The sequence below is a fragment of the Streptomyces violaceus genome (assembly GCF_036014075.1).
Lineage (GTDB): Bacteria > Actinomycetota > Actinomycetes > Streptomycetales > Streptomycetaceae > Streptomyces > Streptomyces violaceus.
Genome location: NZ_CP107911.1, coordinates 1,630,415 through 1,655,391 on the forward strand (window position 1 = coordinate 1,630,415; position 24,977 = coordinate 1,655,391).

General features: G+C 67.6%; 24 protein-coding genes and 3 pseudogenes. 12 read left to right on the forward strand and 15 right to left on the reverse strand.

The annotated features are described in order from the left end of the window. Nucleotides 1–4: 4 nt before the first annotated feature. From OG542_RS07320 to OG542_RS07330, 3 genes and pseudogenes are all read left to right on the forward strand, one after another. Nucleotides 5–1,007 (forward strand): annotated as a pseudogene (locus OG542_RS07320) (AAA family ATPase). After that, complete coding sequence (locus tag OG542_RS07325; protein WP_328409241.1) at nucleotides 1,004–1,345, forward strand: TniQ family protein; 342 nt, start codon at nucleotides 1,004–1,006, stop codon at nucleotides 1,343–1,345. Before OG542_RS07320 ends, OG542_RS07325 begins: the two are co-directional and overlap by 4 nt. A gap of 414 nt (nucleotides 1,346–1,759) precedes the next feature. After that, nucleotides 1,760–2,278 (forward strand): Vgb family protein, encoded by a 519-nt coding sequence (locus tag OG542_RS07330; RefSeq protein ID WP_328409243.1) that lies wholly within the window; start codon nucleotides 1,760–1,762, stop codon nucleotides 2,276–2,278. An 82-nt stretch (nucleotides 2,279–2,360) separates the two neighbouring features. Here the strand turns inward: OG542_RS07330 and OG542_RS07335 are convergent, their stop codons facing one another. After that, nucleotides 2,361–2,654 carry a DUF1330 domain-containing protein gene (locus OG542_RS07335; protein WP_327743295.1) on the reverse strand — a complete coding sequence of 98 codons (294 nt, stop codon included), beginning with the start codon at nucleotides 2,652–2,654 and terminating at the stop codon, nucleotides 2,361–2,363. Nucleotides 2,655–2,842: 188 nt separating this feature from the next. Here OG542_RS07335 and OG542_RS07340 point away from each other — a divergent pair, with 188 nt between their 5' ends. Then, nucleotides 2,843–3,745, forward strand: a complete 903-nt coding sequence (locus tag OG542_RS07340) for a LysR family transcriptional regulator (RefSeq protein WP_328409245.1) — start codon at nucleotides 2,843–2,845, stop codon at nucleotides 3,743–3,745. Nucleotides 3,746–4,147: 402 nt separating this feature from the next. On the opposite strand, the gene OG542_RS07345 is transcribed toward OG542_RS07340, so the two are convergent. Further along, a protein-coding gene (locus tag OG542_RS07345) for an IS3 family transposase (RefSeq protein WP_328409247.1) occupies nucleotides 4,148–5,391 on the reverse strand; the annotation gives its coding sequence in 2 pieces (ribosomal slippage) (nucleotides 4,148–5,109 and nucleotides 5,109–5,391; 1,245 coding nt in all). Between the two features lie 274 nt (nucleotides 5,392–5,665). Beyond that, complete coding sequence (locus OG542_RS07350; RefSeq protein ID WP_328409248.1) at nucleotides 5,666–6,001, reverse strand: winged helix-turn-helix transcriptional regulator; 336 nt, start codon at nucleotides 5,999–6,001, stop codon at nucleotides 5,666–5,668. A gap of 63 nt (nucleotides 6,002–6,064) precedes the next feature. On the opposite strand from OG542_RS07350, the pseudogene OG542_RS07355 reads away from it, so the two are divergent. The 4 genes and pseudogenes from OG542_RS07355 to OG542_RS07370 form a co-directional block, all read left to right on the forward strand. Further along, a pseudogene (locus OG542_RS07355) lies at nucleotides 6,065–6,271 on the forward strand (NmrA family NAD(P)-binding protein); the annotation flags it as partial. Between the two features lie 77 nt (nucleotides 6,272–6,348). Then, on the forward strand, nucleotides 6,349–6,933 hold the full coding sequence (locus tag OG542_RS07360) for a Rossmann-fold NAD(P)-binding domain-containing protein (protein WP_328418334.1): 585 nt from the start codon (nucleotides 6,349–6,351) through the stop codon (nucleotides 6,931–6,933). A 394-nt stretch (nucleotides 6,934–7,327) separates the two neighbouring features. Continuing rightward, a complete protein-coding gene (locus OG542_RS07365; RefSeq protein ID WP_328409250.1) occupies nucleotides 7,328–7,729 on the forward strand; it encodes a nuclear transport factor 2 family protein in 402 nt (133 codons plus the stop codon). A gap of 126 nt (nucleotides 7,730–7,855) precedes the next feature. Beyond that, nucleotides 7,856–8,251, forward strand: coding sequence for a nuclear transport factor 2 family protein (locus OG542_RS07370; RefSeq protein ID WP_328409252.1), 396 nt, complete (start codon nucleotides 7,856–7,858; stop codon nucleotides 8,249–8,251). Between the two features lie 247 nt (nucleotides 8,252–8,498). On the opposite strand, the gene OG542_RS07375 is transcribed toward OG542_RS07370, so the two are convergent. Then, complete coding sequence (locus OG542_RS07375; RefSeq protein WP_057617170.1) at nucleotides 8,499–8,873, reverse strand: winged helix-turn-helix transcriptional regulator; 375 nt, start codon at nucleotides 8,871–8,873, stop codon at nucleotides 8,499–8,501. 119 nt (nucleotides 8,874–8,992) lie between these two features. On the opposite strand from OG542_RS07375, the gene OG542_RS07380 reads away from it, so the two are divergent. Both OG542_RS07380 and OG542_RS07385 read left to right on the forward strand, forming a co-directional pair. Continuing rightward, complete coding sequence (locus tag OG542_RS07380) at nucleotides 8,993–9,118, forward strand: hypothetical protein (protein WP_263973669.1); 126 nt, start codon at nucleotides 8,993–8,995, stop codon at nucleotides 9,116–9,118. Nucleotides 9,119–9,385: 267 nt separating this feature from the next. After that, the gene (locus OG542_RS07385) at nucleotides 9,386–9,649 is read left to right on the forward strand and encodes a DJ-1/PfpI family protein (protein ID WP_328409256.1); all 264 of its coding nucleotides are present in this window, start codon (nucleotides 9,386–9,388) and stop codon (nucleotides 9,647–9,649) included. 188 nt (nucleotides 9,650–9,837) lie between these two features. On the opposite strand, the gene OG542_RS07390 is transcribed toward OG542_RS07385, so the two are convergent. The 11 genes and pseudogenes from OG542_RS07390 to OG542_RS07440 form a co-directional block, all read right to left on the reverse strand. Continuing rightward, nucleotides 9,838–11,784: an RICIN domain-containing protein gene (locus tag OG542_RS07390; protein WP_328409258.1), complete on the reverse strand. Its 1,947-nt coding sequence runs from the start codon at nucleotides 11,782–11,784 to the stop codon at nucleotides 9,838–9,840. 461 nt (nucleotides 11,785–12,245) lie between these two features. Further along, entirely contained in the window at nucleotides 12,246–12,458 is a 213-nt protein-coding gene (locus OG542_RS07395) for a hypothetical protein (RefSeq protein ID WP_328409260.1), read from the reverse strand. 19 nt (nucleotides 12,459–12,477) lie between these two features. After that, complete coding sequence (locus OG542_RS07400; protein WP_328409262.1) at nucleotides 12,478–12,627, reverse strand: hypothetical protein; 150 nt, start codon at nucleotides 12,625–12,627, stop codon at nucleotides 12,478–12,480. A 197-nt stretch (nucleotides 12,628–12,824) separates the two neighbouring features. Then, entirely contained in the window at nucleotides 12,825–13,727 is a 903-nt protein-coding gene (locus OG542_RS07405; protein WP_328417813.1) for an amidohydrolase family protein, read from the reverse strand. A gap of 11 nt (nucleotides 13,728–13,738) precedes the next feature. Further along, the gene (locus OG542_RS07410; RefSeq protein ID WP_328409264.1) at nucleotides 13,739–14,773 is read right to left on the reverse strand and encodes an aldo/keto reductase; all 1,035 of its coding nucleotides are present in this window, start codon (nucleotides 14,771–14,773) and stop codon (nucleotides 13,739–13,741) included. Next, nucleotides 14,770–15,528, reverse strand: a complete 759-nt coding sequence (locus tag OG542_RS07415) for an SDR family NAD(P)-dependent oxidoreductase (protein WP_328417815.1) — start codon at nucleotides 15,526–15,528, stop codon at nucleotides 14,770–14,772. The genes OG542_RS07410 and OG542_RS07415 overlap by 4 nt, the downstream gene beginning before the upstream one ends. Before the next feature lie 220 nt (nucleotides 15,529–15,748). Next, nucleotides 15,749–15,997: pseudogene (locus OG542_RS07420) on the reverse strand (L-rhamnose mutarotase); the annotation flags it as partial. A 164-nt stretch (nucleotides 15,998–16,161) separates the two neighbouring features. Further along, nucleotides 16,162–17,046 (reverse strand): carbohydrate ABC transporter permease, encoded by an 885-nt coding sequence (locus OG542_RS07425; RefSeq protein ID WP_328417817.1) that lies wholly within the window; start codon nucleotides 17,044–17,046, stop codon nucleotides 16,162–16,164. Nucleotides 17,047–17,123: 77 nt separating this feature from the next. Next, the gene (locus OG542_RS07430; protein WP_328409266.1) at nucleotides 17,124–18,044 is read right to left on the reverse strand and encodes a carbohydrate ABC transporter permease; all 921 of its coding nucleotides are present in this window, start codon (nucleotides 18,042–18,044) and stop codon (nucleotides 17,124–17,126) included. A gap of 12 nt (nucleotides 18,045–18,056) precedes the next feature. After that, nucleotides 18,057–19,421, reverse strand: coding sequence for an ABC transporter substrate-binding protein (locus OG542_RS07435; RefSeq protein WP_328409268.1), 1,365 nt, complete (start codon nucleotides 19,419–19,421; stop codon nucleotides 18,057–18,059). Nucleotides 19,422–19,513: 92 nt separating this feature from the next. Next, complete coding sequence (locus tag OG542_RS07440; protein WP_328409270.1) at nucleotides 19,514–20,629, reverse strand: enolase C-terminal domain-like protein; 1,116 nt, start codon at nucleotides 20,627–20,629, stop codon at nucleotides 19,514–19,516. Nucleotides 20,630–20,758: 129 nt separating this feature from the next. Between OG542_RS07440 and OG542_RS07445 the strand changes: the two genes are divergently transcribed. Then, nucleotides 20,759–21,526: a FadR/GntR family transcriptional regulator gene (locus tag OG542_RS07445; protein ID WP_328409272.1), complete on the forward strand. Its 768-nt coding sequence runs from the start codon at nucleotides 20,759–20,761 to the stop codon at nucleotides 21,524–21,526. A gap of 208 nt (nucleotides 21,527–21,734) precedes the next feature. Next, nucleotides 21,735–24,896 (forward strand): DUF1349 domain-containing protein, encoded by a 3,162-nt coding sequence (locus tag OG542_RS07450; protein ID WP_328409274.1) that lies wholly within the window; start codon nucleotides 21,735–21,737, stop codon nucleotides 24,894–24,896. Nucleotides 24,897–24,977 lie beyond the last annotated feature (81 nt).

Consider the following 24,977-nt stretch of genomic DNA (forward strand, 5'->3'; position numbering starts at 1 on the left):
CGTCCTGCTCATCGGGATTACCGGCTCCGGCAAGACGCACCTTGCACAGGCCCTCTCCGCGAGGGGCGTTGTCCGTCTCAGCGTTGACGAGGAGGTTCACCGCCTCCACGGCCGGTACGGCGTCGACCACCCCGAGCACGAGCATTTCGAGCGCGAGGCCCCCGCGGTCGAGACCGTACGGGCGCAGCTTACGGAGCTGCTGGCGATCTGCGGCCGTCGTCTGGTGCTGCTGAACCGGCACGCGATCAGCGCCCGCCACGGGCTGATCGTTTCCGGCCCGGCGGGAACCGGAAAGACCATCGCCATCACGCAGTTGGGGATCCCATGAACTCCTGGACCGGGCCCGGCACCCTCATGCCACACACCGGATTCCGGTCGTCTATGTCACCGTCCCGCCCGCCGCGACCGCCCGCATGATCGCGACCGAGTTCGCACGCTTCCTGGGCCTGCCGGTGCGGGCACGCTCGAACATGACGGACATCATCGAGGCTGTCATCGGTGTCTGCACCGATACCCGCACCGCTCTGGTGCTGGTCGACGAAATCCACAACATCTCGCTCACCAGCCGCCACGGCGCCGAAGTCGCCGACACCCTCAAGTACTTCTCCGAACGTCTGCCCGCCACCTTCGTCTATGCCGGTATCGACATCGACGAATCCGGGCTGCTGTCCGGGACACGCGGCGCCCAGATCGCGGGCCGCTTTGCCCTGATCCCCTCCCGCCCCTTCCCCTACAACAGTGAATGGAAGGGCTTGGTCGCCGCCATGGAAGACACCCTGCGGCTGCACGAACACCGCTCCGGCACACTCACCGACCTGGACCGCTTCCTGTACAACCACACCGGCGGCATGATCGGCTCTCTCTCCCACGCCGTCCGCGGAGCCGCCCTCGACGCCATCCTCACCGGCACCGAGAAGATCACCAAGAAGAGCCTCCGGGCCATTCCGCTCGACCACACCGCCCAAACCACAGCGTCGATGGCCTCGAAGACCGCTACGTCCCGATGAACAGCGAACTGCCGCCCCGGTTCGCGCCGCTGCCGGTCCGACTCCGCCCCTGCCTCGGAGAATCCACCAACTCCTACGTCCGGCGCCTGGCCCACGCCAACCATCTCCAGCCCAGCTTCCTGCACTGCTATCTCTGCGGCCCACCGCAGTGGTTCGGCAGGCCGCTCCTCGAACACCTCGCCACCACCGCCGGCCACTCGCCCGAAGCACTCGAACGGGCTCTCGCCGATGCCAACTCCCTGGGCGGCACAAACAGACCACGCCGACGCCTCCCCAGGAGAAATCCCTTCGCCAGGCGCCGAGACCTGGCCCACCGCATCGCCCAAGAGGCCCTCTAGGGGACACAGATCCGCACGCTCGCAAAGCGCCACAACCTCCGCTGCTCGGACATCCGCTTCGCCCTGGAGGTCCCACGCCTGATCACCGCAGAGACGAGTCCGCTGACCGACCCCATCACAGGGGAACTCGCCGACCTGGTCGAGGGCATGATCGGCAGGAAGCTCAACGGAAGGCAGATCTGGACAGAACTCATGGACCACCACGACTACTTGGTCACATACGACAGCATCCGCCACTACATCCGATACACACGATCCCGAATAGCGTCAGCACGAGCAGAATCGTTGACATCCAACCTAGTCGGCCCAGGTCAGGGGACTGCACACGACTACAGAACCGGCACCCGGCTCCACCCCGCCGGGTCCTACCCGGGCCAGCCGAGGAGGAAGTGAGCGCTCCGCTACAGGCGCGGGGTGGAGGCGATCCCGGAATCCGCGGTGGTGACCATCACCGAGCACAGCGTGCCCGGCCGGGCTCAGGGCATCGCTGCGGGCCCGGACGGCAACGTCTGGTTCACCCAGCCCCAGGACGTCCAGATCGGGAGGATCACCCCTGCCGGGGTGGTCACGGAGGACGACGTGCCGGCCGGGAACTCCACTCCGGTGGGGATTGCCGCCGGTGCGGACGGCAATCTGTGGTTCACCGAATACAACAGCCACAAGATCGGGAAGATCACCCCGGCCGGGGCCATCACCGAGTACTCGGTGCCCACCGCGGGCTCGCGCCCGGAGCAGATCACCACCGGCCCCGACGGCAAGATGTGGTGCACCCACTTCAGCACCAACAAGATCGGCAAGGCCACCACCAGCAGTTTCGTCGACGAGGTCAGCGAGACAGTCCAGCTGGCCCGGACGTCGCGTCGTTTCTTCGATCCGCCCGACAGGGATCAGGCCGTCGAGGACGTCGACGACGAGGCGGGACGCGGGGCATGACTTCGAACTCGTCTCGTGAGTCGTCGTTCAGCACCGTGTGCGTGTCAGGTGACGGATGCCCAGCGATGGCTGGGCCCGCCGGTCAGTCGATGCCTTCGACGATGCGGAAGTCGCGCTCGAAGCCGTCGGGGAGGGCCACCAGCGCCTTCTGGTATGCCTCGCTCTCGTATGCCGCGACCGCCTGTTCAAAGCCGTCGAACTCGATCAGAACGACGCGTTCGGTGATTCCGGCCTCGTGGGCGACGACTCGACCGAAATTGGACAGGACGCACCCGCCCCCAGCCCGGACAGCCAGACCCGCCAGCTCGTTGTAGTCAGTCAGCCTCTCAGGATCGGAAATGGCGGGGTAGACACTGACCCAGTAGCCCTTAGCCATGGAAACCTCCTGTGTTCGGCCGGACACGTCCGACTTCGAAACGAAACTCAGATCGATCGATCCCGGCGACGGGTACTGCGGTCAGCTGAATCGCCATATGCGCAGGTTAGGGCTTGATGTGCGGTCGAGGGAAAGACTGGTACGGGATAGACTCAGAACGGATCGTTATCAACCGGCAGGGAGGGCACGTGGCGCCGGATACGGTGAGCCTGCGGTACTTCCTGGTGCTGGCGCAGGAGTTGAACTTCACCCGCGCGGCCGCACGGATCGGTATCGCACAGCCCGCACTCAGCGCCCGGATGCGCCGATTGGAGACGGAACTCGGTACGGCCCTGCTGGTCCGCAACACGCGTAGCGTCGTATTGACCACGGCCGGTGCGGCTTTGGCGGAGTCCGCGCCGCCCGCGCTGGCGGCGCTGGACCGGGCATGGGACACCGCCCGGAGCGCGGCGGCCGGTGAACTGGGCACGCTGCGCATCGGATACAGCCTCAGCGCCGGGGCCGAGACGGCACCGGCCCTGGTGGACAGGCTGATTCGCGGCAACAGCGGACTCGAGGTCGGCGCGGTCCCGATGGCGACACCGGAGATCTCCCCCGCGGTCGCCGACGGCCGCATCGATGCCGGTATCACCCGCGGTGAACAGCCGGGCCGTGGCGTGCGCCGGTTCCTGCTGCGGCGTATGCGCGTCGGAGTCCAGCTGGCGCAGCACCATCCGCTGGCCGAACACCCGGAGATCGAGATCGCCGACGCGGCCGCGTATCCGCTGCGACTCACGGACCGTGCGGCCAACCCCGTGATCCACGATCAGCTGTCCGCACTGTTCCGAGACACCCGACCACACCCCCGATTCCACACGCCCGCAGTCTCTTTCGACATGTCTCAGCGCGACCTGCGCGACGGGGTCACCCTCGCCCCGGCCGGAGAAGCCGCGGCCACGGCACAACCGGCCGGTCTCACCTGGCGACCGCTGCGGGGCGCGCCCAGCCTGACGATCCACCTGGTCCTCCCACGCGAGCAGTCGCCACTACACCGCCGCATCCGTGCCGTCGCCAAAACCCTGGCGCACGAGCAGCACTGGCTGCCGGACTGACGCGCAAGAGGTCAAGCAAGACGGACGCCTGCGGTGGCGAGGCCGAAGACCTTGCGCCCGGCGGACTTCGCGGTGATGACGACGACGGCGGTCTTGCTGAATGTCCGACACGACCTCGCTACGCCGGCGGATCAGCATCCGATGATGGCCCCGGGTCCGGTCCGAGTCGTACACCGCGGCGACGTCCTCGCCCAGCCCGAGATCTCGGCGGATACCGCGCCTTCGCCGACGCCGAACCGGACAAGCACGGGTAACTGAGGAATCGTTGACATCCAACCTAGTCGGCCCAGGTCAGGGGGCTGCACACGACTAACTTCGATCTCAAAGGACAACTGTTGTCCTCTGCCATCCAATCGAGGCGTTTGACAACGAACCTGAACCGCTCCGGGATCGGTGGAGGCTCTATGCGTTGACTCCAGCCGCCGGTCGGGGCTGGTGGTGAGCGTAGTGGTTGGTTTCGTGCTCGTGGGGCGGGATGTCTCCGATCGCGGTGTGGAGGCGCTGGTTGTTGAACCAGTCGACCCATTCCGCGGTGCCGAGTTCGACGTCGGCGAGGCCGTGCCAGGGCTTGCGGGGTTTGATCAGCTCCGTTTTGCAGAGGCCGATCTGGGATTCCATGAGCGCATTGTCCAGGGCGTCGCCGACGGTGCCGATCGAGGCGTCGATGCCGGCCTCGGGGAGGTGTGCGGTGAACGCGAAAGACGTGTACTGACTGCCGGCGTCTGAATGATGAACCAGCCTCGGGCCAGCGGGAGTTGCGGCCCGGTCTCGGCGCCACAACGCCATGTCGAGGGCGTCGAGGACGAGCTTGGCCCGCTTGCTGGTGGCGGCGGACCAGCCGACGACCGCCCGGGAGAAGATGTCCACGACGAACGCGACGTAGACGATCCCGGACCAGGTGGCGACGTAGGTGAAGTCCGCGACCCATCGCTCGTTCGGCCGGGATGCGGTGAAGTCGCGTTGCAGCAGGTCGGTGGCCCGATCATGGCCGTCGTCCCGGACAGTGGTGCGGATCTTCTTCCCTCGCCGGGCGCCCTCAAGGCCCAGGTCGCGCATCAGCCGTGCGACGGTGCAGCGGGCCACCGGTATGCCCTCGCGATGTAGTTGCCGCCAGACCTTCCGGACGCCGTAGACGCTGAAGTTGTCCTTGTGGACGCGGCTGATCTGCGTCTTCAGCTCAGCGTCGCGGACTGTCCGGGTGTTGGGGGTGCGGCTTTTCGCCGCGTAGTAGGTGCTCGTTGCGATCTTCAGTCCGTGGCTGGTCAGGACTCGGCAGATCGGCTCGACTCCGAACACCTGGCGGTGTGTGTCGATGAACGCTACGAGCGCTTCGCTGGCCGGTCGAGCTCGGCCGCGAAGAAAGCTGATGCCGCCTTGAGGATCTCGTTCGCCCGCCGCAGTTCGGCGTTTTCCGCCTTCAGGCGCTTGATCTCTGCTGCCTCGTCCGAGGTCACGCCCGGACGCTGGCCTGCATCGACTTCGGCCTTGCGGACCCAGGTTCGCACCGTCTCAGCGGCACCGATGCCCAGCTTCGCGGCGACCGCCTTCATCGCGGCCCACTCCGTCGGGTAGTTGGGGCGGATCTCCGCGACCATGCGCACCGCACGCTCACGAAGCTCGGAAGGGTAGGGGGACGGACGTGCCATGACTCGATCCTCTCAGGGAATCGAGCCTCCATCAGACCCGGAGCGGTTCACCAACAGCGTTGACGCGCCTGGACGGCAAGATCCCAACTCGGTTCAAACGCTCCCGACCTGGACCACATGGGCACCAGAAGACAGCTTCGCCTACCTGACCGCGGGTGGGACGCATACTGCACACAACGCTGCACCCACTGGGCCGAGGAGAACATTCCGGAGGTATTCGCCGCCCGCGAGCCTTACGAGACCCTGCGCTGACTTCCTTTTCTGTCATCCCGTCTCACGACGCCGCGTCAGGAGCCGGATCCGGGATCGACAGCGCCCAGGTGGCCATGGCTTCGAGAACTTCGCGCAGTCCCTCGCCGAGTGGGGTGAGGCGGTACTCGACGCGTGGCGGGATCTCTGCGTACGCGGTGCGGATGACGATGCCGTACTGCTCGAACTGGCGCAGGCGGCTGGTAAGCGTGTGCGGGCTGATGCCGGGCAGGGCGTCGCGCAACTCGGTGAACCGCCTGGAGCCAAGGAGGAGTTCCCGCACGATCAGCGTGGCCCACGGACCGTTGAGCAGGGTGAGGAAGCGGGCGACCCCACAACCGTGCTCACAGACCTTGTTCATTTTTCGAGACTATCCCATTAGTGCAGTTGATGTAACCGGTGCACCCTGTGCACCAATAGGCGCATGACCTACGTAATTCATGGCGCCACCGGCGCTCAGGGTGCTCCTGTCGTCACCGCCCTCGCTGCTGCGGACAAGTCCGTCGTGGCCCTGACCCGCAATGCGGAGGCCACCGTCGCCGGCGCGCGCGTGGTGGCTGCCGACTACTCCTCCGTCGAAAATCTGACCGAGGTCTACCGTGACGCCGAGGGGGTGTTCATCCACCTGCCGATAGTCGCGGAAGAGGATCGCCGGGCCTGTGCACGCAATGTCGTCGCCGCAGCCGCGCGGCCCAGCCGGACCACGTGGTGTTCTCCACCAGTGGCTTCGTCCTCGATGACCCTGGTAACGGCTATCAGGACGGCACGGCCGAGAGCGCGGTCGCGACGCTGGCCGACGGGCTGGCGGGCAGCGGAGTGTCCTATGCGGTGACCGAGCCTCGGCTGTTCTTCGAGAACCTCCTCATGCCACACGTGATCGGCGCGGTCCGCGAGCAGGGCGTGCTGCGCTATCCGCTGCCCGACGGCTTCCGTGTCTCGTGGGCCTCCCACCTGGACATCGCCGACGTCGCCGCCGCGCTGTTCAAGCGCCAGGATGTCACCGGTGTGGTCTCCGTCGGGCAGTACCCGGCCATCACCGGACAGGACCTGGCCGAGGCGTTCAGCGCCCGACTCGGGCGGGACGCGGTCTATGAGGCGATCACCCCCGACGCCTTCCGCGCATCCGCCGCGCCCCTGATCGGGGAGGGCCCCGCCGCGGACGTCGCGGACAGCTACAAGGCCATGGGAGCGTTGCCGGACCGCTCGATCACGCCCGAGCGCTCCGCCCAGAAACTGCTGGGCATCACTCCCCGGACCGCGATCCAGTGGCTGACCGACATCGGAGTGGCATAGCACCTGCCCGACGGCATTGGGGCCGGGCAGGTGCACGCAGGACCACCCGGCCCCCTCTCAAGGCCACTGGTCGCCACGGTCTGCATCATGGCTTCGGATCACTCTCTTCGCGTTCTGCTACCCGCCGGCGGCTGCCGACAGGGGCTTTCACGAGTGAGTTCCGGTGGAGGCGCCAACCGCGACTTCCCGGCAGCCGGAAAACGCCGTCCGAGAGGGGGTATTTGCGTCGCGCGACAGCAGGGCCGTGAACGCCGGTGCCGCGCAACCCAGGGCAACACCGAGGCGATGTGTGATGTGCGACACGTCGGTCCATTGGTTACGTTGAGGTGCCTGGTCACCGAGGGTGAGTATGGCGGTGCAGCAGGACGAACGCACTGAAGGAGAGGGGCCGGCCATGGGTTCCACCGCCGCGCTCAGGATTGCCCGGCAGTACGCCGACGCGGTCTCCGCCAAGGACTTCGCCACAGTCACGGGCTTGTTCGCCGACGACATCGTGTGGCACCAGCCGGGCGACAACCGCTTCTCCGGTTCGCATCGCGGCATGGCCGCGATCGGCGAGATGTTCGGCGGCATGATGACGGTCACCGAAGGGACGTTCGCACTTGAGCCGACCACCGAGCCCATGGCGAACGGCTCGCTGGTCGCGGTATCCGTCCACTTCTCGGCCGAGCGAGACGGCGTGGTGATGGGAATGAACGGCGTCGACCTGCTGCGGATCGAGGGCGAGCGCATCGCGGAGGTGTGGCTCTTCTCGGCCGGCCAGCAGGGCGAGGACGAGTTCTGGGGCAATGCCTGAGAACGGGCCCGCCAAAACCTGACCGGGCGTCATCGATCCATTCCGAGTCGCGTATGTCGCGCCTCGCATCCACCCTGTAACAGCAAGTCGTACCGCCTCTATGCCAGGGGCATAAGGAGTGTTGTCATGAGCAGCAAGAACGTCGACATCGCGAGTGAGTACTTCCAGGCCGTGCGCACGGGTGACTTTCCCAAGGTGGGCGAGCTTCTGGACGAGGGGATCGTCTGGCACCAGCCGGGCGCCAACCGGTTCTCCGGTGAGCACAAGGGGCGCGACGCCGTCTTCGCGATGCTCGGCGGGATGATGGAGGCCAGCCAGGGCTCCTTCGCCATCGACACGATCCACGCTGTGATGGGCAACGGCGACATGGTGGCCACCTCGATCCACTTCGCCGGCCGACGCGAGGACGCCTCCATGAGCATGGACGGTGTGGATGTCCTGCGCCTCAAGGACGGCAAGATCGTCGAGATGTGGCTGTTCTCCGGCGACCAGGCGGCCGAGGACGCCTTCTGGGGACAGTAGGCCGCCCGCATCCTTCCCAGGCGGAATCCGTCCGGCACTGCAGTATCGTGCCGGACGGCTTGTTGCGTGGGTTACCAGGCGACCGACGGCAGGATCCCTCGACTCCGGGCGGCTCCGGCGCGAGTTCAGGGCGCCTCCCGCACCGTCGGGTGCACCTTCACGACGTTCCGCTCGCCGGTGAGAGCGGCGGACATCCAGTGCCGAGGCGAGGTCCTCCTGACGCCGAATGTTCACCTCTGGTGACCGGTCACGGACACTGGCGGGCGTCGTAGCTCTCGCGGGCCGCGAGTACTTCGGAGATGTGGTCCTCGGCCCAACTGCCCAATGCCTGAATCGGGGCGTGCAGGGTGCGACCCAGTGCGGTCAGCTCGTATTCGACCCTGGGTGGCACCTCGGCGTACACGTGCCGGGTGACGATTCCATCCCGTTCCAGGTCTCGGAGGGTCTCGGTGAGGACCTTGGAGCTGATGCCGTCGACGGTGGCACGCAGGTCGCGGAAGCGCATGCGGTCGGCACTGAGGGCGATGACCACCATGGCCGTCCACTTGTTGGCGACACGAGCGAGTGAGGTGCGGGACGGGCAGGTCGCCGTCATGACGTCGAAGGCCGGCAGTTGTGGCATGCGTGACATCCCCTCATTGGTTACGTGGAGGCGACTGGATACCGGTGGCCGGTTACCGGTGGTGAGTGTAGGGCCCCAGCAGGCAGTACTCGACCGAGCTCGGCCGAGGAGAATCGATCGTGGAGCCCACCACCACGCTTGCCGTCGCCAACCGCTACGTTGACGCGGTGTCCGCCGAGGACTTCGCCGGGGTCGCCGACATGTTCGCCGACGACATCGCCGGCGTGACGTGGCAGATCAGCTAGCGTCTCCTCGCCGATGAGGCGCATGCAGGCGCATGCAGGCGCATGGAGGCGCGGTTGACGAGGGTGTGGCCGTCCCCGGATTGTCCGCAATGCCGTCGCGGCCGGGGCGCCACGCCGGTAAACCGTCCACAGCAGCGCCGGGAACTTCCGGTGGGGCCGAGCCGACCAGTGAGGAGAGAACTCTCACTGGGAGGTAGTCCATGGAACGCCGTACTTTCCTGCAGGCGTCCGCGCTGGTGGCGAGGGGCGCGCCCCTGCACGGGCGTGATGGCCTTGTCGGCAGCCGGATTCACCCGCGGCAGGCCGGCCACCACCCACTCGGACAGCAAGGCCGCACTCGCCGCACAGGGCGCGAAGGTGGTCAACGCGCGCGTGGTCGATGACGGTGACCTCGTCACGTGCGGTGGCATCACCTCCGGCCTGGATGCCGCGGTCTGGCTGGTCGAGCGGTTCCTCGGCGCGCAGTTCGCCAACCAGATCGAGACCGTATTGGAGTACCAGCGCCGCGGCACGGTCTGGCGTAACTCGTAGCGCAGCTTGAAGGATTGATCACTCTCGGCGACGAACGCGCCCCGGGGGTGGTCCATCGACGTCAACGAGACGATGCCGCGGTCGTAGGGCACCGCGTCCGGCGTAACGGCGTCGACCACGGACGCAGACGACCGTCGCCGTTCCTCCTCTACAGCAGCCTGTAGAGGAGGAGCGGGGCGAAGGGCAGGTCAGGACGGGATGATCTGCCACTGCTGCCGCGTCTGTGACGCGTACGGCTGCTGCTCGACGTTGGCCCCGTCAGCGGTGCTGCCCTCGTCGCCGCCGAGGGACAGCCCGCTGTAGCGGTTGATGAGGAAGTAGTTTCCGTCACCGGTGGGCGTGACGGCCCAGTGCTGCTGGGGGGCGCCGGCGTCTGACCAGATGCCGACGTTGCCGCCGTCCGCGCGGGAGAGATCCGCGACCTCCAGGAGCTTGCCGCTGCCCACACCCTTGATCTTGTAGTAGCCGTCACCGGTGCTGCTGAACGTCCACTTCTGGTTCGCCCGGTTGAGCCACGGCCACTGCAGGACGTTGGTGCCGTTGGCGGTGCCCGCGCCCTCCACGTCGGCGACCTTGCCGCTGTGCCGGGCGACCAGCCGGTAGACGGTGCCGTCGCCGGGCAGGGTGCTGGACACCAGCGCAGGCTTGGCCGTCCGGCCGCCGATCCTGACGCCGCCGATGTTGGCGTAGCCGCCGGTGGCCGCGTTGACCTGGATCCGTACGAAGCCCACGTTCCGGGCGGACCACTCGACCAGCTTGGTCTTGTGGTTGCCGGCCCAGGTGCCGGTGGCAACCTGGGTGAAGGTGACCCCGTCTGTGCTGGTGGAGATGGTGTAGGAGGTGATGTCGCCGTCGGTGGAGTTGGTGCGGTTCCACTGCTTGGGCAGGTACTCCAGGGTGGAGACGTTGCTCCACACGCCGCCCAGGTCGATGGTGATGGACTGCGGCAGCGACAGGCTCCATGTCGACCAGCAGGTCTCGTAGCGGACGTCGCTGAGTCCGTCGATGGCGTTGAGCGGCCCCTCGCCGGTGTGGAAGGCGGTCGCATACGCGTTGATCGGTGTGAGGGGGTGCTCGGCGCGCAGCAGCTGGGTGGGCAGCGGCGGCCTGGAGGCGTCGGGGCTCCAGGCCGCGCCGACCTCGGCGAGCCGGTTGACGATGTTGGTGTCCAGCAGGCCGTTGCGGTTGGGCGGGCAATTGAGGATGAACGAGGTGTACTTCGGTTCCAGGTCGGCCAGGTGCGAGAGGATCGCGGACTTGCTCATGAGGCCCTCGGTCGGGGTGGAGGGGTGCCAGAACCAGCCGTTACTGATGGTCTGTCCCTGCATACCGGCGTAGGTGTTGCCCGCCGGCGCCGTGACGCCCAACGGCTCCTCGAAGAAGATCGCGTCGCTGAGGAAGGGCTCCGACAGCCCGCCGATGTCGATCATGACGCAGTCCGGCTGCAGCTGCTTCACCAGCGAACGGATCCTCTGGTAGGAGACGGCCTGCTGCCCCATCTGCCATGCGTAGCCGTCGGTCATGAACATGTCGATGGTGCCGTAGTTGGTCAGCAACTCGGTGATCTGACCGAGGATGAAGGTCATGTCGCCGGGCTGGATGGCATCGGTGATCTCGAGCCCGGTCACCTTGTGCCGGCTCTCCCATGCCTCGACGCCGAAGGTGCGGTCCCAGATCGAGTAGTAGAACCCGACCTTCAGCCCCTTGGCCCGGAAGGCGTCGCAGTACGCCCGGACCACGTCCTGCTTGTAGGAGCTGTTCGCGACGTTCTGGGTGCCGTACGCGCTCGGCCACAGGGCGAAGCCGTCATGGTGCTTGGTGGTCAGGATGCCGTAGCTCATCTTCGCGGCGGCCGCCGCGTCGGCCCACTGCGCGCAGTCGACGCTCGGGGGAGCGAAAAGGGCGGGGCTCTGGTTGGGTTCGGCCCACTCCTGGTTCGTGAACGTGCCCATGCTGAAGTGGTTGAACATGCCGAAACGCATGTCGACCATCTTGCTCAGGTTGGTCTGTGTGTCCGCGGCGGTCGCCTGTGACAGAAGGCCGGAGAAGCCGGGGAAGACCGGCAGGGCGGTCGCGGCGGTCGCCGCACCTGCGGCGCCGAGAAACGTACGGCGAGACATTCTTGATGAGGGCATGGCCCACTCCTGAGGATCGGTGGCGTTGATCGCGATGACGACATGCCAGGTGGCAGTCGACGTCGGCCTGGGTGCCGGGGCACGAACGGATGGGCAACGTGGCTGCGAAACGGTGCTCCGCTTGAACCTGCCGGCTGGGCAGGTGCCAAGTGGCAGGTGACCGCCCGAGGTTGGCGACCGGGCTGTCGTGGAAGGCGTAACCGCCTCGGCGCTGAGAGGTAAACGTGCAGGTCAGGTCTTCCCGCTGCCAGGTGCCCCTGGCCGGTTCGCACCAATGTCGCCTGGAAGAGGGGCGCGTCGCGGGACATGGCATCGCTCGAGGCAGGCCGGAAGCCACCTGGCCAGGTGCGGTCGCCGTTGGCGGTGTCGGTGTCGGTGTCGGTGAAACCGGTATGCGTTGGTCACGGTGCCGGAGCGACCTGGGCGCGCAATCCGTTGATGAGCAGTGGGAGCACACTCGGTCACCGTCTCTTCCAGCCGCAGGAGAGGGCGGTCGAGGTGACGCAGGCGCGTTGCTTGACGGCCACCGCCGTCTCCCGCAGGTCCTCCCAGCTTTGGCGACGAGCGCCAGCCGCCTGTCCCGGATGGTGCCGGTGGCCCGGCGCAGGTTCGCGCAGCCGGGTGTCGGCGAGCGCGGCGCGCGCCGCCTCGGGATGGCCGGGGTGCCCAGCCATACGACGTTGTCGGCGCCGCTCACCGTACGTCCCTTTCCGGGGAGGCCAGGATTTCGGCCAGGTGCATTGTGCCGACGCCGGTACGCATCCGGGACAGACCGCCGCCGATGTGGGCCAGGCAGGAGTTGTCGCCTGCGCAGAGGTACTCGGCGCCCGGTATCCAGGACATGGCGCATCTCGTCGGCCAGCATGGCGTTGGACGCGTCCGCGTTCCTGAATGGGTGACCACGGCGTCGTAACCCGCGAAGACCTCCGCGAAACACCATGGGCAGGGTCTCTGGGCGGTAGCCGGTGTTGAAGTGCATCTGACCGCAGCAGTTCTGGCCCTGCGGGAACTCCACGGTGTGGCCGAGCCGTTCCAGCAAGCTACGTGCATGGTGCTTCCTCAGGAACCGGGGAGCCGGTGACGGTCAGTCCGTAGGTCCGCAGGGCGGTTCCGGTGAAGACCTCTCGGCGTTCGGCAGGATGGAGTGCTGCCGTCAACTCCTGTGCGGCGGCAACGACTTCGGCGTAGGTGGCGGCCAGTCGGCAGACGGGCCAGTCGGAGCCGAACATCAGCCGCCGCGGTCCGAAGGCGTCCAGCACTGTGTCCGCGTACGGCCGGAGGTCCTCGGCGCTCCACCGGCCCCAGTCCGCCTCGGTCACCATGCCGGAGAGTTTGCAGACGGTGTTGGGCAGCGAGGCCAGCAGGCGCACCGCGTCCGCCCATGGCCGTAGCTCGCGCGAGGCGATGGGGGGTTTGCCCGCATGATCGAGTACGAAGGTGAGGCCGGGAAGCAGTCGGGCGGTCTCGTGGGCGGCCGCGAGCTGGTGGGGTCTGACGACCAGGTCGTACACGAGCCCTGCCTCGGCCACTGCGGCGAGCCCGCGCAGCACGTCCGGCCGCACCAGCCAGCGAGGATCGGATTCGCCCTGCACCTGGTGGCGGATGCCTACCAGGCGCTCGCCACCCGGCCCCTCCCGCAGCGCCGCGAGCGTGCGGGCGACATCCGGGGAGGTCAGGTCGGTCCAGCCCACGACGCCGGCCACCAGGTCGCTGTCCTGGGCCAGGGCCAGGAACTCGGGCGTTTCCTCCGGTACATCGATCGTCTGGACCAGGACCGTCGCGGTGACGCCGGCTGCCCGGGCTTCCGGCTCCAGGTCGGCGAGCGTGAAGTCGCGGCGCAGCGGGGCGAGTTCCCGTCCGGTGATCCAGTCCTGGTCACGGAGGGAGAGGTTCCACACGTGGTGGTGTGCGTCGATGACGCCCTCAGCCGTGTTCGTCTGCATGTCCATGGCGGTCACCGCCACGACTCCTCCTTCGGCCGATCGGCTTCGTCGACCGGCATGGCAGCAGGGACGGGGACGTGCGAGGGCAGCAGCCCCTCGGCGCGCAGCCCGTCCCAGACCGCGGCCGGCATCGTTCGCCGTAGCTGGTCCACTGTGTCGCGGACCTCCTCGGCGGAACGAGCTCCGGACAGTACGCTCGCGACCGCCGGATGGCCGAGGGGGAAGCGCAGAGCGGCTGCGCGCAGCGGTATGCCGTGGCGTTCGGTGACCGCCTTCATGCGCTCCGCCCGGTCCAGCACGTCTACCGGGACAGGCGCGTAGTCGTACATGGCCCCGGGTTTCGGGTCGGTGAGCAGACCCGAGTTGAACACCCCGCCGACGATGACACTCCTGCCGCGGGCGGCGGCCTCCGGCAGTACTTCAGCAAGCCCCTCCTGCTCCAGCAGGGTGTAGCGGCCGGCGAGCAGCACCACGTCGATGTCGGTCTCGCGCAGGAAGCGGGCGGGGAGCGCGCACTGGTTCACTCCGATGCCGATCGCCTTGATGACACCTTCACCTCGCAGCAGTTCCAGCGCTGGGTATGCCTTGGTGAGAGCCTTCTCGGCGTGGTGGTCCGGGTCGTGCAGCAAGGCGATGTCCACATGGTCCAGGCCGAGGCGGTCCAGGCTCGCTTCCAGGGAGCGCAGGACTCCGTCGCGGCTGAAGTCCCAGACTCGCCGGTGGGTGTCGGGCACGGCGAAGCCGTGGGCGAGATCGTCGCCGCGGCCGCCTTCGGGGTTGGGTTCGAGCAGACGTCCGACCTTGGTGGAGACGGTGTACGTGTCGCGGTCGTGTCCGCGCAGCGCGGCGCCCAGGCGTCGTTCGGACAGCCCGAGTCCGTAGTGCGGGGCGGTGTCGAAGGTGCGTATGCCCGCGTCCCAGGCCGCCTCCACCGTGGCGAACGCGGCCTCGTCGGTGACCGGGCGGAAGAGGTTGCCGATGGCGGCTGCCCCGAACGACAGCTCGGTGACCCTGACACCGGTGGCGCCCAGCGTGGTCGCTCTCATGAGCCGACCGCCGGGCGCAGCCGGAGCCCTTGCATGCCGCCGTCGACGGCGAGGGCGATGCCGGTGACGGACGCCGCGGCGGGGCTCGCCAGGTAGACCACGGCCGCCGCCACCTCGTCAGCGGTGACCAGGCGGCCCAGGGGCTGGCGTGCGTCGAGGGCGGCGCGTTCCGTTTTCGGGTCGTCTGCGGCGTCCAGGAGCCGGGTCACCCAGGGTGTGTCGGCGGTGCCGGGGTTGACGCAGTTGACGCGGATGCCCTCACGGACGTGGTCCGCGGCCATCGCCAGGGTCAGCGACAGCACCGCGCCCTTGCTCGCGGAGTACAGGGCGCGCTGAGGAAGGCCCGCGGTGGCCGCGATGGAACATGTGTTGACGACCGCCGCGTGTGACGAGCGCCGCAGATACGGCAGGGCGGCCCGGATGGTGCGCACCGTCCCTAGGACGTTGACATCGAGGACGCGGTGCCACTCCTCGTCCGGGTTGTCCTCGACGGTACCGACGGCGCCGATGCCCGCGTTGTTGACCAGGATGTCCAGGCCGCCGAGCTGCCCGGCAGCGGCCTCCACGACGGCGCGTACCGAGGCGTCGTCGGCAAGGTCGGCCTTGATGGCGATCAGCGGCTCGGGGACGCCGGAGGGGTCGAGGTCGAGGACGGCCACCGTGGCGCCGTGCCCGGCCAGCATCCGGGACGTGGCCAGCCCGATGCCGGACGCGCCGCCGGTGACGACGGCCTTGAGCCCTGACAGGCCGCTCATGCTGGTCAACTTGCTCAAGGGGGCCCGGTCGACACCGTCCGAGGTGTCGATGTCGGAGGTCACGGAGGACAGATCCAGCGGTCGGCCCTCCTCGGTGCGGACGGCGGGCCGCTCCTCGCCGGGTGCGCCGACTCGTTGAAGTCTCACTGGGCGTCTCCTTGACATGGGTGTTGTCAGGTGGCTGTCGCCGAGGGGGTCAGATGCCAGATCTCGGTCAGGACGGTCCGGTGAGCTTCCACCAGGCTTGGGTGGCCGCGTCGGCGCCGATCGCGGCCATGTCGGCCTCGAAATCGTCGCCGTGGTACTCGAAGTAGCCGAACAGCGTGTCCTCGCGCAGAAAGATGCTGTAGTTGCGGATGTTCGCGGCTCGCAGCGCGGCTTCGACGCCCGGCCAGACCGCGGAGTGCAGACGCAGATACGCGTCACGGTGCTCGGGCCGCAAGCGGATCGTCTGGGCAACGCGTTTCATCGGGGTCCTTCCGTGAGTGTGGGCGGCGTTGCCGGACAGCCCGCCATGGGCCTGCCTGGTGACGCACTGGCGTGGCTGTCCGCACGGCGTGGGTCTTGGGACGACGCCGAGGTCAGGGAGCGCCGGTTGAGTACGGCGCCGGCGCCGAGGGGGCGGCTGCCGCCTCACTCCTTTGTCGCGCCGGCGAGCATGCCGGACACGAGAGCGCGTTGGGAGAAGAGGAACACGATCAGAACAGGGACGATGGTGACCAGGGTGGCCAGGGCCAGTTCGGGCCGCATGATCTGGTTTCCGGTGCCGCTGGCGGTGTTGAACAGCGGCGAGGCGGCGAGCAGGTTGTTCAGTCCCACCTGCGCCGGGTATTGGGAGCTGTCGGGCAGCATCACGAACGGCAGGAAGAAGTTGTTCCAGTTGCCGACGAAGTTGAAGAAGCCGACCAGGGCGATCACGGGCTTGGCCAGCGGCATCGCGATGAGACGGAAGACCTGCCACTCCGAGCAGCCGTCGATGCGCGCCGCGGCCAGCAGGTCTGAGGGGACGTTGGAGGAGAAGTAGATGTAGGTGAGGTAGACCCCGAACGGGAAGAAGGAGAAGGGCAGGATGACCGACCAGATCGTGCCGTCCAGGTGCACGGCGTTCATCCCCAGGTACAGGGGCAGCACCATCGCGGCCGTCGGCATGAGCATCACGAGCATGGTGACGGTCAGCAGCATCCGCCGCCCGATGAACTGGGTGAGAGCCAGCGCGTACCCGGCGGGGATCGACGTCACCAGGGTCAAGGCCAGCGCGCCGAACGTGTAGAGCGCCGAGTTCAGCAGCCAGGTGAGGATGGCGCCGTCCTGGAACGCGTAGAGGTGCTGCCAGGTGTCGGCGATCGCGCCGAGAGAGCCGAAGGAGAACGGGCTGTCCCGCACGATCTGGCTGTCGGTCTTGGTAGGGGCCAGCAGGAGCCACACCACTGGCACGCAGAAGAACAGCGTGGACAGGCCCATGACGATGAGCCAGACCAGCCGGGCGGCCAGTGAGCTTGGGCGGCGCTTCCGGCGCATGGGCTTCCTCGGGCTGGTGCGGGCGCCGGCGGTACGGGGCGGCCGGGTTCGGCGGGCTGTGGTCGTGTGAGCGGTGGTCATCCTTCGTCCCTGTCGAACAGGCCGGTACGGAAGACGACGAGCGCCGCGCAGGCGAGGCCCAGGATGAGGAGGTCGACGGAGAGCGCCGCCGCGCCGTTGAAGTCGCCTGCCTGGAAGGCGTACTGATAGGAGAGCTGGTTCGGTGACCAGCTGTCGGGGATCATGCCCCAGCTGGCGAGGGAGACCAGTTGCGGCTCGACGAAGAGCTGGGTGCCGGCCGCGAAGGCCAGGATCAGCATGTACGCGATCCACTTGGTGATCATCGGGATCTGGATGCGCAGGGCGATCTGGAGCGTACTGGCGCCGTCGATGCGAGCGGCCTCCAGGATTTCGTCGGGGATGCTGTTGAGCGCGCCGTACATGACCACGATCCAGCCGCCGGCCCCGGTCCAGAAGGCGATGACGGTGAAGAGCACCGGCAGGTGACCGGGGGCGTTGACCTGGGCGAGGGTGTTCCAGCCGAAGCTCTTCAGCAGCCAGCCGACGGGACTGGCAGCCGGGTCGAGGAGGATCAGGAAGAGCAGGACGCTCGCCACCCCGGCGAGGGCTCCCGGCAGGTAGAACAGGAACCGCAGGGTGGTGGAGGCCCTGCGCATGCGGCCGTGCAGCATCAGGGAGAGCAACACCACCAGAATCATCAGGCTGGCCAGCCAGACCACCAGGTACAGGCCGATGTGGAGGAAGGCCGGTCCGAAACGGTAGTCGGCGAACGTCCGGGTGAAGTTGCCGAGTCCGACCAGCTGGTTGCGGGAGTTGGACAGCGCCAGCCACACCGCGTAACCGGTGGGCAGGACGCCGAAGGCGAGTAGGAGGAGGACATAGCCGGAGACGAAGACGTAACCGGCGCGTCCGACCGGGTTGCGGGCCGAGCGGCCGCCGCGGCGGCCGCTCGGCTCCGTTTCGAGGTGGGTGGTCATCGGTCCGCTTCGCTAGTTGACGGTGTATCCGAGGGACTTGGCCTTGTTGGTGATGGCCGTCTGCCAGGTACCCAAGGTGTCGGTGATGGTCTTGCCGGAGTTCAGGGCCGGGACCACGGTGGAGGAGTAGATCGCTTCCTGGCTGTACTGGGTGGCGGACCAGCCGGGCCAGATCAGTTCAGCGGCTTCCTCGAAGACGGGGCTGACGTCCTCGGCGAAGTAGCCGGTCTTCTTCTGGTTGGCGAGCCAGGTGGTCGCGGCCTTCTTGTACGCGGGGTAGGTGCCCGCGGTGCCCTGGTAGGCGTCGGAGGTTGTCATCCAGGTGACCAGGTCGGCGGCCGCCTTGAGGTTCTTGCTGTGGGAGGAGACGAACCACAGTCCGCCGCCGACGTTGCCGGTGTAATTCTTGGCATCGCCCTCGAACTTCAGCGGTGCGGCGGCGGCGATCTGCCCCTTGGGGATCTTGAACGTGGAGTTGAAGAGCACCTGGCCGAACCAGGAGGGGCCGGGGAGCATCAGGACCTTGCTCGCCTGGTTCTTGATGAAGCCGGCACTGAAAACGGTGTCCTTGGAGACCGAGCCCTTGGCGATCAGGCTGTCGAGCAGCTTGGCCATCCGGGTGCACTTGGCGTCCTGCAGATCCACCTTCACCTTCTTGGCGCCGGTGGTGGTGCTGGCCGTGCACTGGCTCGCCCAGAAGTACACCTCAGGAGTCCAGGCGTCCCCGGCGGTTCCGACCAGGTAGCCGGGGTGCTCCTTGGCGACCTTCTCGCCGAGTGCCTGGTACTCCTCCCAGGTGGCCGGGACCTCGTACCCGAACTTGTCCATGAGCTTCTTGTTGTACCAGAGCACGTTCTGGGCCAGGTCGTTGCGCACGCAGTAGGTGTTGCCGTTGAAGACGCAGGGGTCCAGGGCGCCGTCGGAGAAGCCGTCGAGGGTGGTCTTCGGGATGATGTCCCGGTTGACGGGGGCGGCGTAGGGCGTCTTGCCCTGGGAGGCCCAGGTGCCGTCGTTGACGTTGGCGCTGAAGGCGACGTCGGGCCAGCCGCTGCCGGTGCGATCGAACAGCTGGACCTTGGTCTGCAGATCATTGGCGCCGTTGGCGTCCCCGCTGTAGGTGACGACCTTGATCTTCACGTTCGGGTGCGCCTTCTGGTACGCCTGCACGCCAGGAACGCGGGTGGCGTCCGCCCAGACCGTGATCTCGCTGCCTTCCTTCTGCGCGACGGGTTTGAACGCGTCGGGGGAGGAAGTCGCCGTGGGTGTGGGGTCCGCGCTGCCGCAGGCGGCGAGAGCGAGCAGGGAGACGGCGCCCAGGACGGCGACGGCCGTGCGCCTGAGCCGGCGGCGGGAGGAAACCGGAACGTCGTCGTTCATGTCTGACCTCAGATCTTGGGAAATGGCGCACAGCGGGAGAGGTGCCGCGTTCGGGGGGTTCGAGACAGCCGTCGGGCCTGGGGCTCCGGTCATCAGGCTCGGGGCGGGGTGACGGTGTCCTCGTCGACAAATCTCTGAAGGGCGGGCGGGTAGTCCAGCCCCGCCGGAAGGGCGACGCCCGGACCGGTGGGGGCATGAACGAGGCCGTGGGCGTCGATGCCGCTCTCGCGGCTGATGGGATTACCCATGACCAGCGACTCGTAGTACGTGGTGTTCGAGATGGCCATGCACAGGTGCCGGTTGGGGATCTCCGGCCCATGCACCTCGGCACGCAGCCGGAAGGCGTCGGCGAGGTGGGCGGTGCGCATCGCGCCGGTGAAGCCGCCGCGCAGCTGGGTGGAGGCGCGGACTCCGAAGGTGGCGGCGCCGGCCTGGATGAAGTCGGCCGAGTTCATGTGCGCCCCGTCGGAGGTCTCGGCCACGAGGAGGGGAACGGCCACCGCGTCTGCGAGACGTTTGTACGCAGTGACACTGAACTCCCTCATCGGCTCCTCGTACCAGAGGTAGTCGGCGTCCGAGAGAGCGCGCCCGAGATAGATCGCGTCGGGGAGGTCGAAGCCCGCCGACCCGTCGAACATCAGCGGGATGTCGTCCCCCACATGTTCACGCAGAGCCACCGACAGGCGGGCGTCGCGGCGGGCGTCACCCCAGGCGTGGAGCTTGATGGCCGGGTAGCCGAGCTCCAGGGCCTGGTCGGCGATGTCCAGGTACTCCTCGACCGAGGAGTAGGTGACAGTGGAGGCATACGCGGGTATCGAGGTGCGGTAACCGCCGAGCATCTGCCAGGTGGGCCGGTCGGCGAGTCGTCCGGCCAGGTCCCAGAGCGCGGTGTCGACCAGACCCAGCAGATAGAGCGGTAGCTCCTCCGTGCGGTCCAGCTCCCACATGCGGTGCCAGAGCCATTCGCGCTGCAGGGGGTCCTGCCCCACCAGCTCCTTGCGCAGTACGCGGTCCAGCAGGTCCGCCAGGATGACCCCACTGCCCCGCCGAGGGGACATCGCCACCCCCTCGACCCCTTCGTCCGTGCAGATGCGCAGCACCGCGGCCTCACCCTCGGAAGGGCTGCCCAGGAGTCCGTCCCGCCAGACGAACGGCGGACTGACTCCCGGCACCCGGACCCGATGGCACTCGACTTCGGCAATGCGCACGGCTTGCACCCCTTGCACGGGAAAGTACCGCTGAGAAATTTTCGTGTAACGTAAGTCGTCATACGAATGCTGTCAAGAAGTTCCGCGCAGTAGACTCGCCGCCATCCGCATCAGCAAAGGGGGACCCGCATGGCCAAGGACAGCACAGGCAGGACAGGAGAGCCTCCTGTTCTCAAGCCCTGGCCCAAGCGTCCGGCCCGACTGGCGCAGGCCGTCATGGAGAGCCTGACCGACACGATCGTGTCGGGCGCCATTTCCCCAGGGTCGACCCTGCCGGTGGAGCCCGAGCTCTGCGAGACGTTCGGCGTCAGCCGGATCACCATCCGCGAGGCGGTCAAGTCCCTGGAGGCCAAGGGGCTGGTCCAGGCCCGGCAGGGCTACGGCACCACCGTCACTCCGCCCGAGGAATGGAACCTCCTCGACCCCGTAGTGCTCGCCGCGACCGTCCAGCATGACGATCAGCTCGTCGTCCTCGACCAGTTGGTGGACATCCGGTCGACGCTGGAGGCCCAGATGACAGCCCAGGCCGCGGAGCTGGCCACCGACGACGACCTGAGAGCCATCGAGCAACTGCTCGCCCGGCTCGACGAGGAGACCACCGTCCCGGCACTCTTCATCGAGACCGATGTGGCCTTCCACGACCGGATCCTGCAGGCATCCCACAACAGGCTCGGCCGTTCCATCATCCGGATCCTCCACGCCCAGGCGCGCACGACGTTCCTGTACAACGGCACGCCGGACGAGACCGCATGCGAGCAGGCCAACGAGGAGCACCGCGCGGTCGCCGAGCGACTGCTGGCCCGGGACTCCGAGGGGGCCGCGCAAGCCATGGCGGCACACATCCAAACCGCTTGGAGCCGCCGCCGCGTGCCGAACGTCGGCTCGCCCGCCTCCTGAGAGCACCCTCACCGACTCGCCCCCGAGCCAGACAGGCCGGGGGCGTTCGCATGTCCGGGTCCGGCCCAGTCGGCAGCGCGCGACCTATTGACGAAATTCGTATGACGTCTAATGTTACATCGCGCTTCCCCCTTCCCCTCTTGCCGCTGGGCTCTCCCCTGCCCGCCAAGAGCACCACGGGCCCCCTGAACCTCCCGGAAGGTGCCACATGCGAACAAGCCGCATACGTCCCGCGGTTCCTGATCGTCTCCGTTCCTGGCTGGCCACAGCTGCCGTCCTCACCGCCTCGACCGCTGCAGTCCTCACCCAGGCCGGCCCCGCGTTCGCGGCCGGCACGACGCTCCACGTCTCACCGAGCGGCTCCGGGACCGCCTGCTCCGTGAGTCGGCCGTGCTCCGTCACTCAGGCCAAGGCCAAGGTGCGGGCGATCAACAACTCCATGGCCCGTGACATCACCGTCGAGCTCGCCGGCGGCACCTACCGGCTCTCCGCGCCGCTCGCCTTCACCTCGGCGGACTCCGGCACAGGCGGCCACACGGTGACCTGGAAGGCCGCGCTGGGCGCCCGTCCCGTCATCACCGGAGCGCGGAAGGCCACCGGCTGGACCGTGCAGGACCCGGCCAAGAACATCTGGAAGAGCAAGGTCGGCACCGGCTTCGACACGCGCCATCTGTCCGTCGACGGCACCCTGGCCACCAGGGCCCGCGCCGAGGTCAGCCGTTCGGACCTGACCGCGACCACCAGCGGTTACACGTTCACCAAAAGCTCGCTGAGTTACCTCAACAGCCTTGCGCAGCCCGGCCGGACCGAGATCCACGGCGTCGGGTCCTTCACCGACCGCTATGCCCCGGTGACCGGCATCAGCAGCGGCACCATCACCATGGCCCAGCCCTCGTGGAACAACAACACGTTCGGCTACGACACCCTGTCGAGCCCCTTCCGGGCCGGCCCTCTCTACATCGAGAACGCCTACGAGTTCCTCGACACGTCCGGCGAGTGGTACCTCGACACCACTACCGGCACCCTGTACTACAAGCCGCTCAGCGGGCAGGACATGAGTGAGGCCGACGTCGAGGTGCCGAAGCTGGAGTCACTCATCAGCGTCGGAGGGACGTACTCCTCCCCCGCCACCCACATCACCTTCTCAGGGCTGCAGTTCTCGGGCACCAGCTGGCTGGACCCCACCACCCACGGCTACGCCAGCCAGCAGACCGGCGCGTACCTCTCCGGTACCTGGGACCGCCCGTCGGACGCGCTGACCTCGTGCCAGAGCGGCTGCCCGCTCTTCGAGGCGGCACGCCCTCACTGGAAACAGATGCCCTCCGCCGTCCAGGTCTCGGCCGCCGACCACATCACCTTCACCGGCAACCGGTTCACCCAGCTCGGACAGAACAGCCTCGGCATCGGCAACGACGCCAACGCCCACACCACCGGCGTCGGACTCGGCGCCCGCAGCATCACCGCGACCGGCAACGTCTTCACCCAGGACGCGGGCGGCGGCATCGCCGTCGGCGGCGTCCGGGCGGACGCGCACCACCCCAGTGACAGGCGGATGACCAACCGGGACATCACGCTGAGCAACAACCTCATCCATGACGTGGCGCTGGAATACCGCGACATGTCCGCCATCCTCCTCACCTACGTGAACGGCGCGACCGTCTCGCACAACGAGGCGTACAACCTGCCCTACTCCGGCCTCACGATCGGCTACGGCTGGGGCGCCAACGACATCGGCGGCAGCCAGGACTACGTCAACCGGGGCCTGTACGAATACCAGCCCATCTACAAGACGGCGACCACCGCCGCGAACAACCACGTCACCGACAACTACATCCACGACCTCATGCAGCAGATGACCGACGGCGGCTGCATGTACACCCTGTCGGCGTCACCGGGCAGCACCTTCGAACGCAACTACTGCCACAGCAACAACGGTTGGTTCGGCTTCTACCACGACGAGGGCTCCCGGAACTTCACGGACACCAACAACGTCTTCCGGAACACCGGCGAATGGGGCCATGAGAACAGCAACGCGACCAACAACACCGGCGCCCTGACCCTGACCGACAACTGGACGAACAACAGTCACGCGAACATCACCAACACCAACGGCCGCGGTGACGTGGTCAGCGGCACCGTCGTCGTCAGCGACGGCAACTGGCCGTCAGCCGCCAAGACGGTCATGAACAACGCCGGTATCCAGCCCCTGTACCGTCCACTGACCACCGACCCCGTCAGCTCCCCCTACCGTGCCTACTCCTCCACCCCCGCCAACACCGGCCAGAGCGGCGGCCACTTCACGATCACCGACGCAGGCGAGGACATCTGGGGTGCCGGCGGACAGCACGAAGACGAGTACGGCACCGTCTTCCGAAACGGCGCAGCTGTCGACGGCACGTCGGTGACCGCCCGGGTCGACAACCTGGACAACACCAACGCCTGGGCCAAGGCCGGCGTCGTCCTGCGCAACGACCTCACGGACGACGGCTCCTCCGCCGGATACGCGGCTGTGGTGGTGACCCCGAACCACGGCGTCAGCTTCCAGCGGGACTCCAACGCCGACGGCTACCTCGACCAGCTCACGTCCACCGCTGCCACCGTCAAGGCACCGGTCTGGCTGCGGCTCACCCGCACTGCCACCCAGGTGTCCGCCTCCTACTCCACCGACGGATCCACCTTCACGCAGGTCGGCTCGACGGTGACCCTGCCGTCCATGGCGACCACCCAGGATGCCGGTGTCATCCACACAGCCCACAGCACCACCACCGCCGGCAGCGCGACATTCAGCAACCTGCGGATCGTCACCTCTCCCTACACGGCATACAGTTCGATCCCGGCAGCCGTCAGCCAAAGCGGCGGAGTGACCGCCCTGACCAGCGCGGGCATCGACATATGGCGCTCCGGCACGGCATACGACGACGAGTACTCCGCCGCCTACCGGACGGAGGCCGCCGGAACGTCCTCGACCGTCACCGTCCGCGTCGCCAGTCAGGACAAGACCAACAGCTGGGCCAAAGCCGGCCTGATGCTGCGAAACAACATCGCCTCCGCCGGATCGTCCACCGGGTACCTCATCCTCGCCACCACCCCCGGCAACGGAATCGCCCTGTCGTCGGACTCCAACGGTGACGGCTACCTCGACACCAACACCATCAAGACCGGCAGCGCCACCGGCGCCCCTGTCTGGCTCCGCCTGGTCAGGAACGGCACGTCGGTCACCGGCTCCTACTCCGCCGACGGCACCACCTGGACCACCGCCGGCACCGCGACCCTGACCGGGGCGAACAGCACCCTGGACGCGGGCATGTTCTCCACAGCCCACGCCGGAACCATCGGCACCGCGACCTTCAGCCAGTTCTCCGTCCGCTGACGAAGCGGTTCGGGTCACGATCTCCGAAACACACTCCGTGTGCCGGTGCGACCCCGCACCGGCACACGCAACACCGTCATG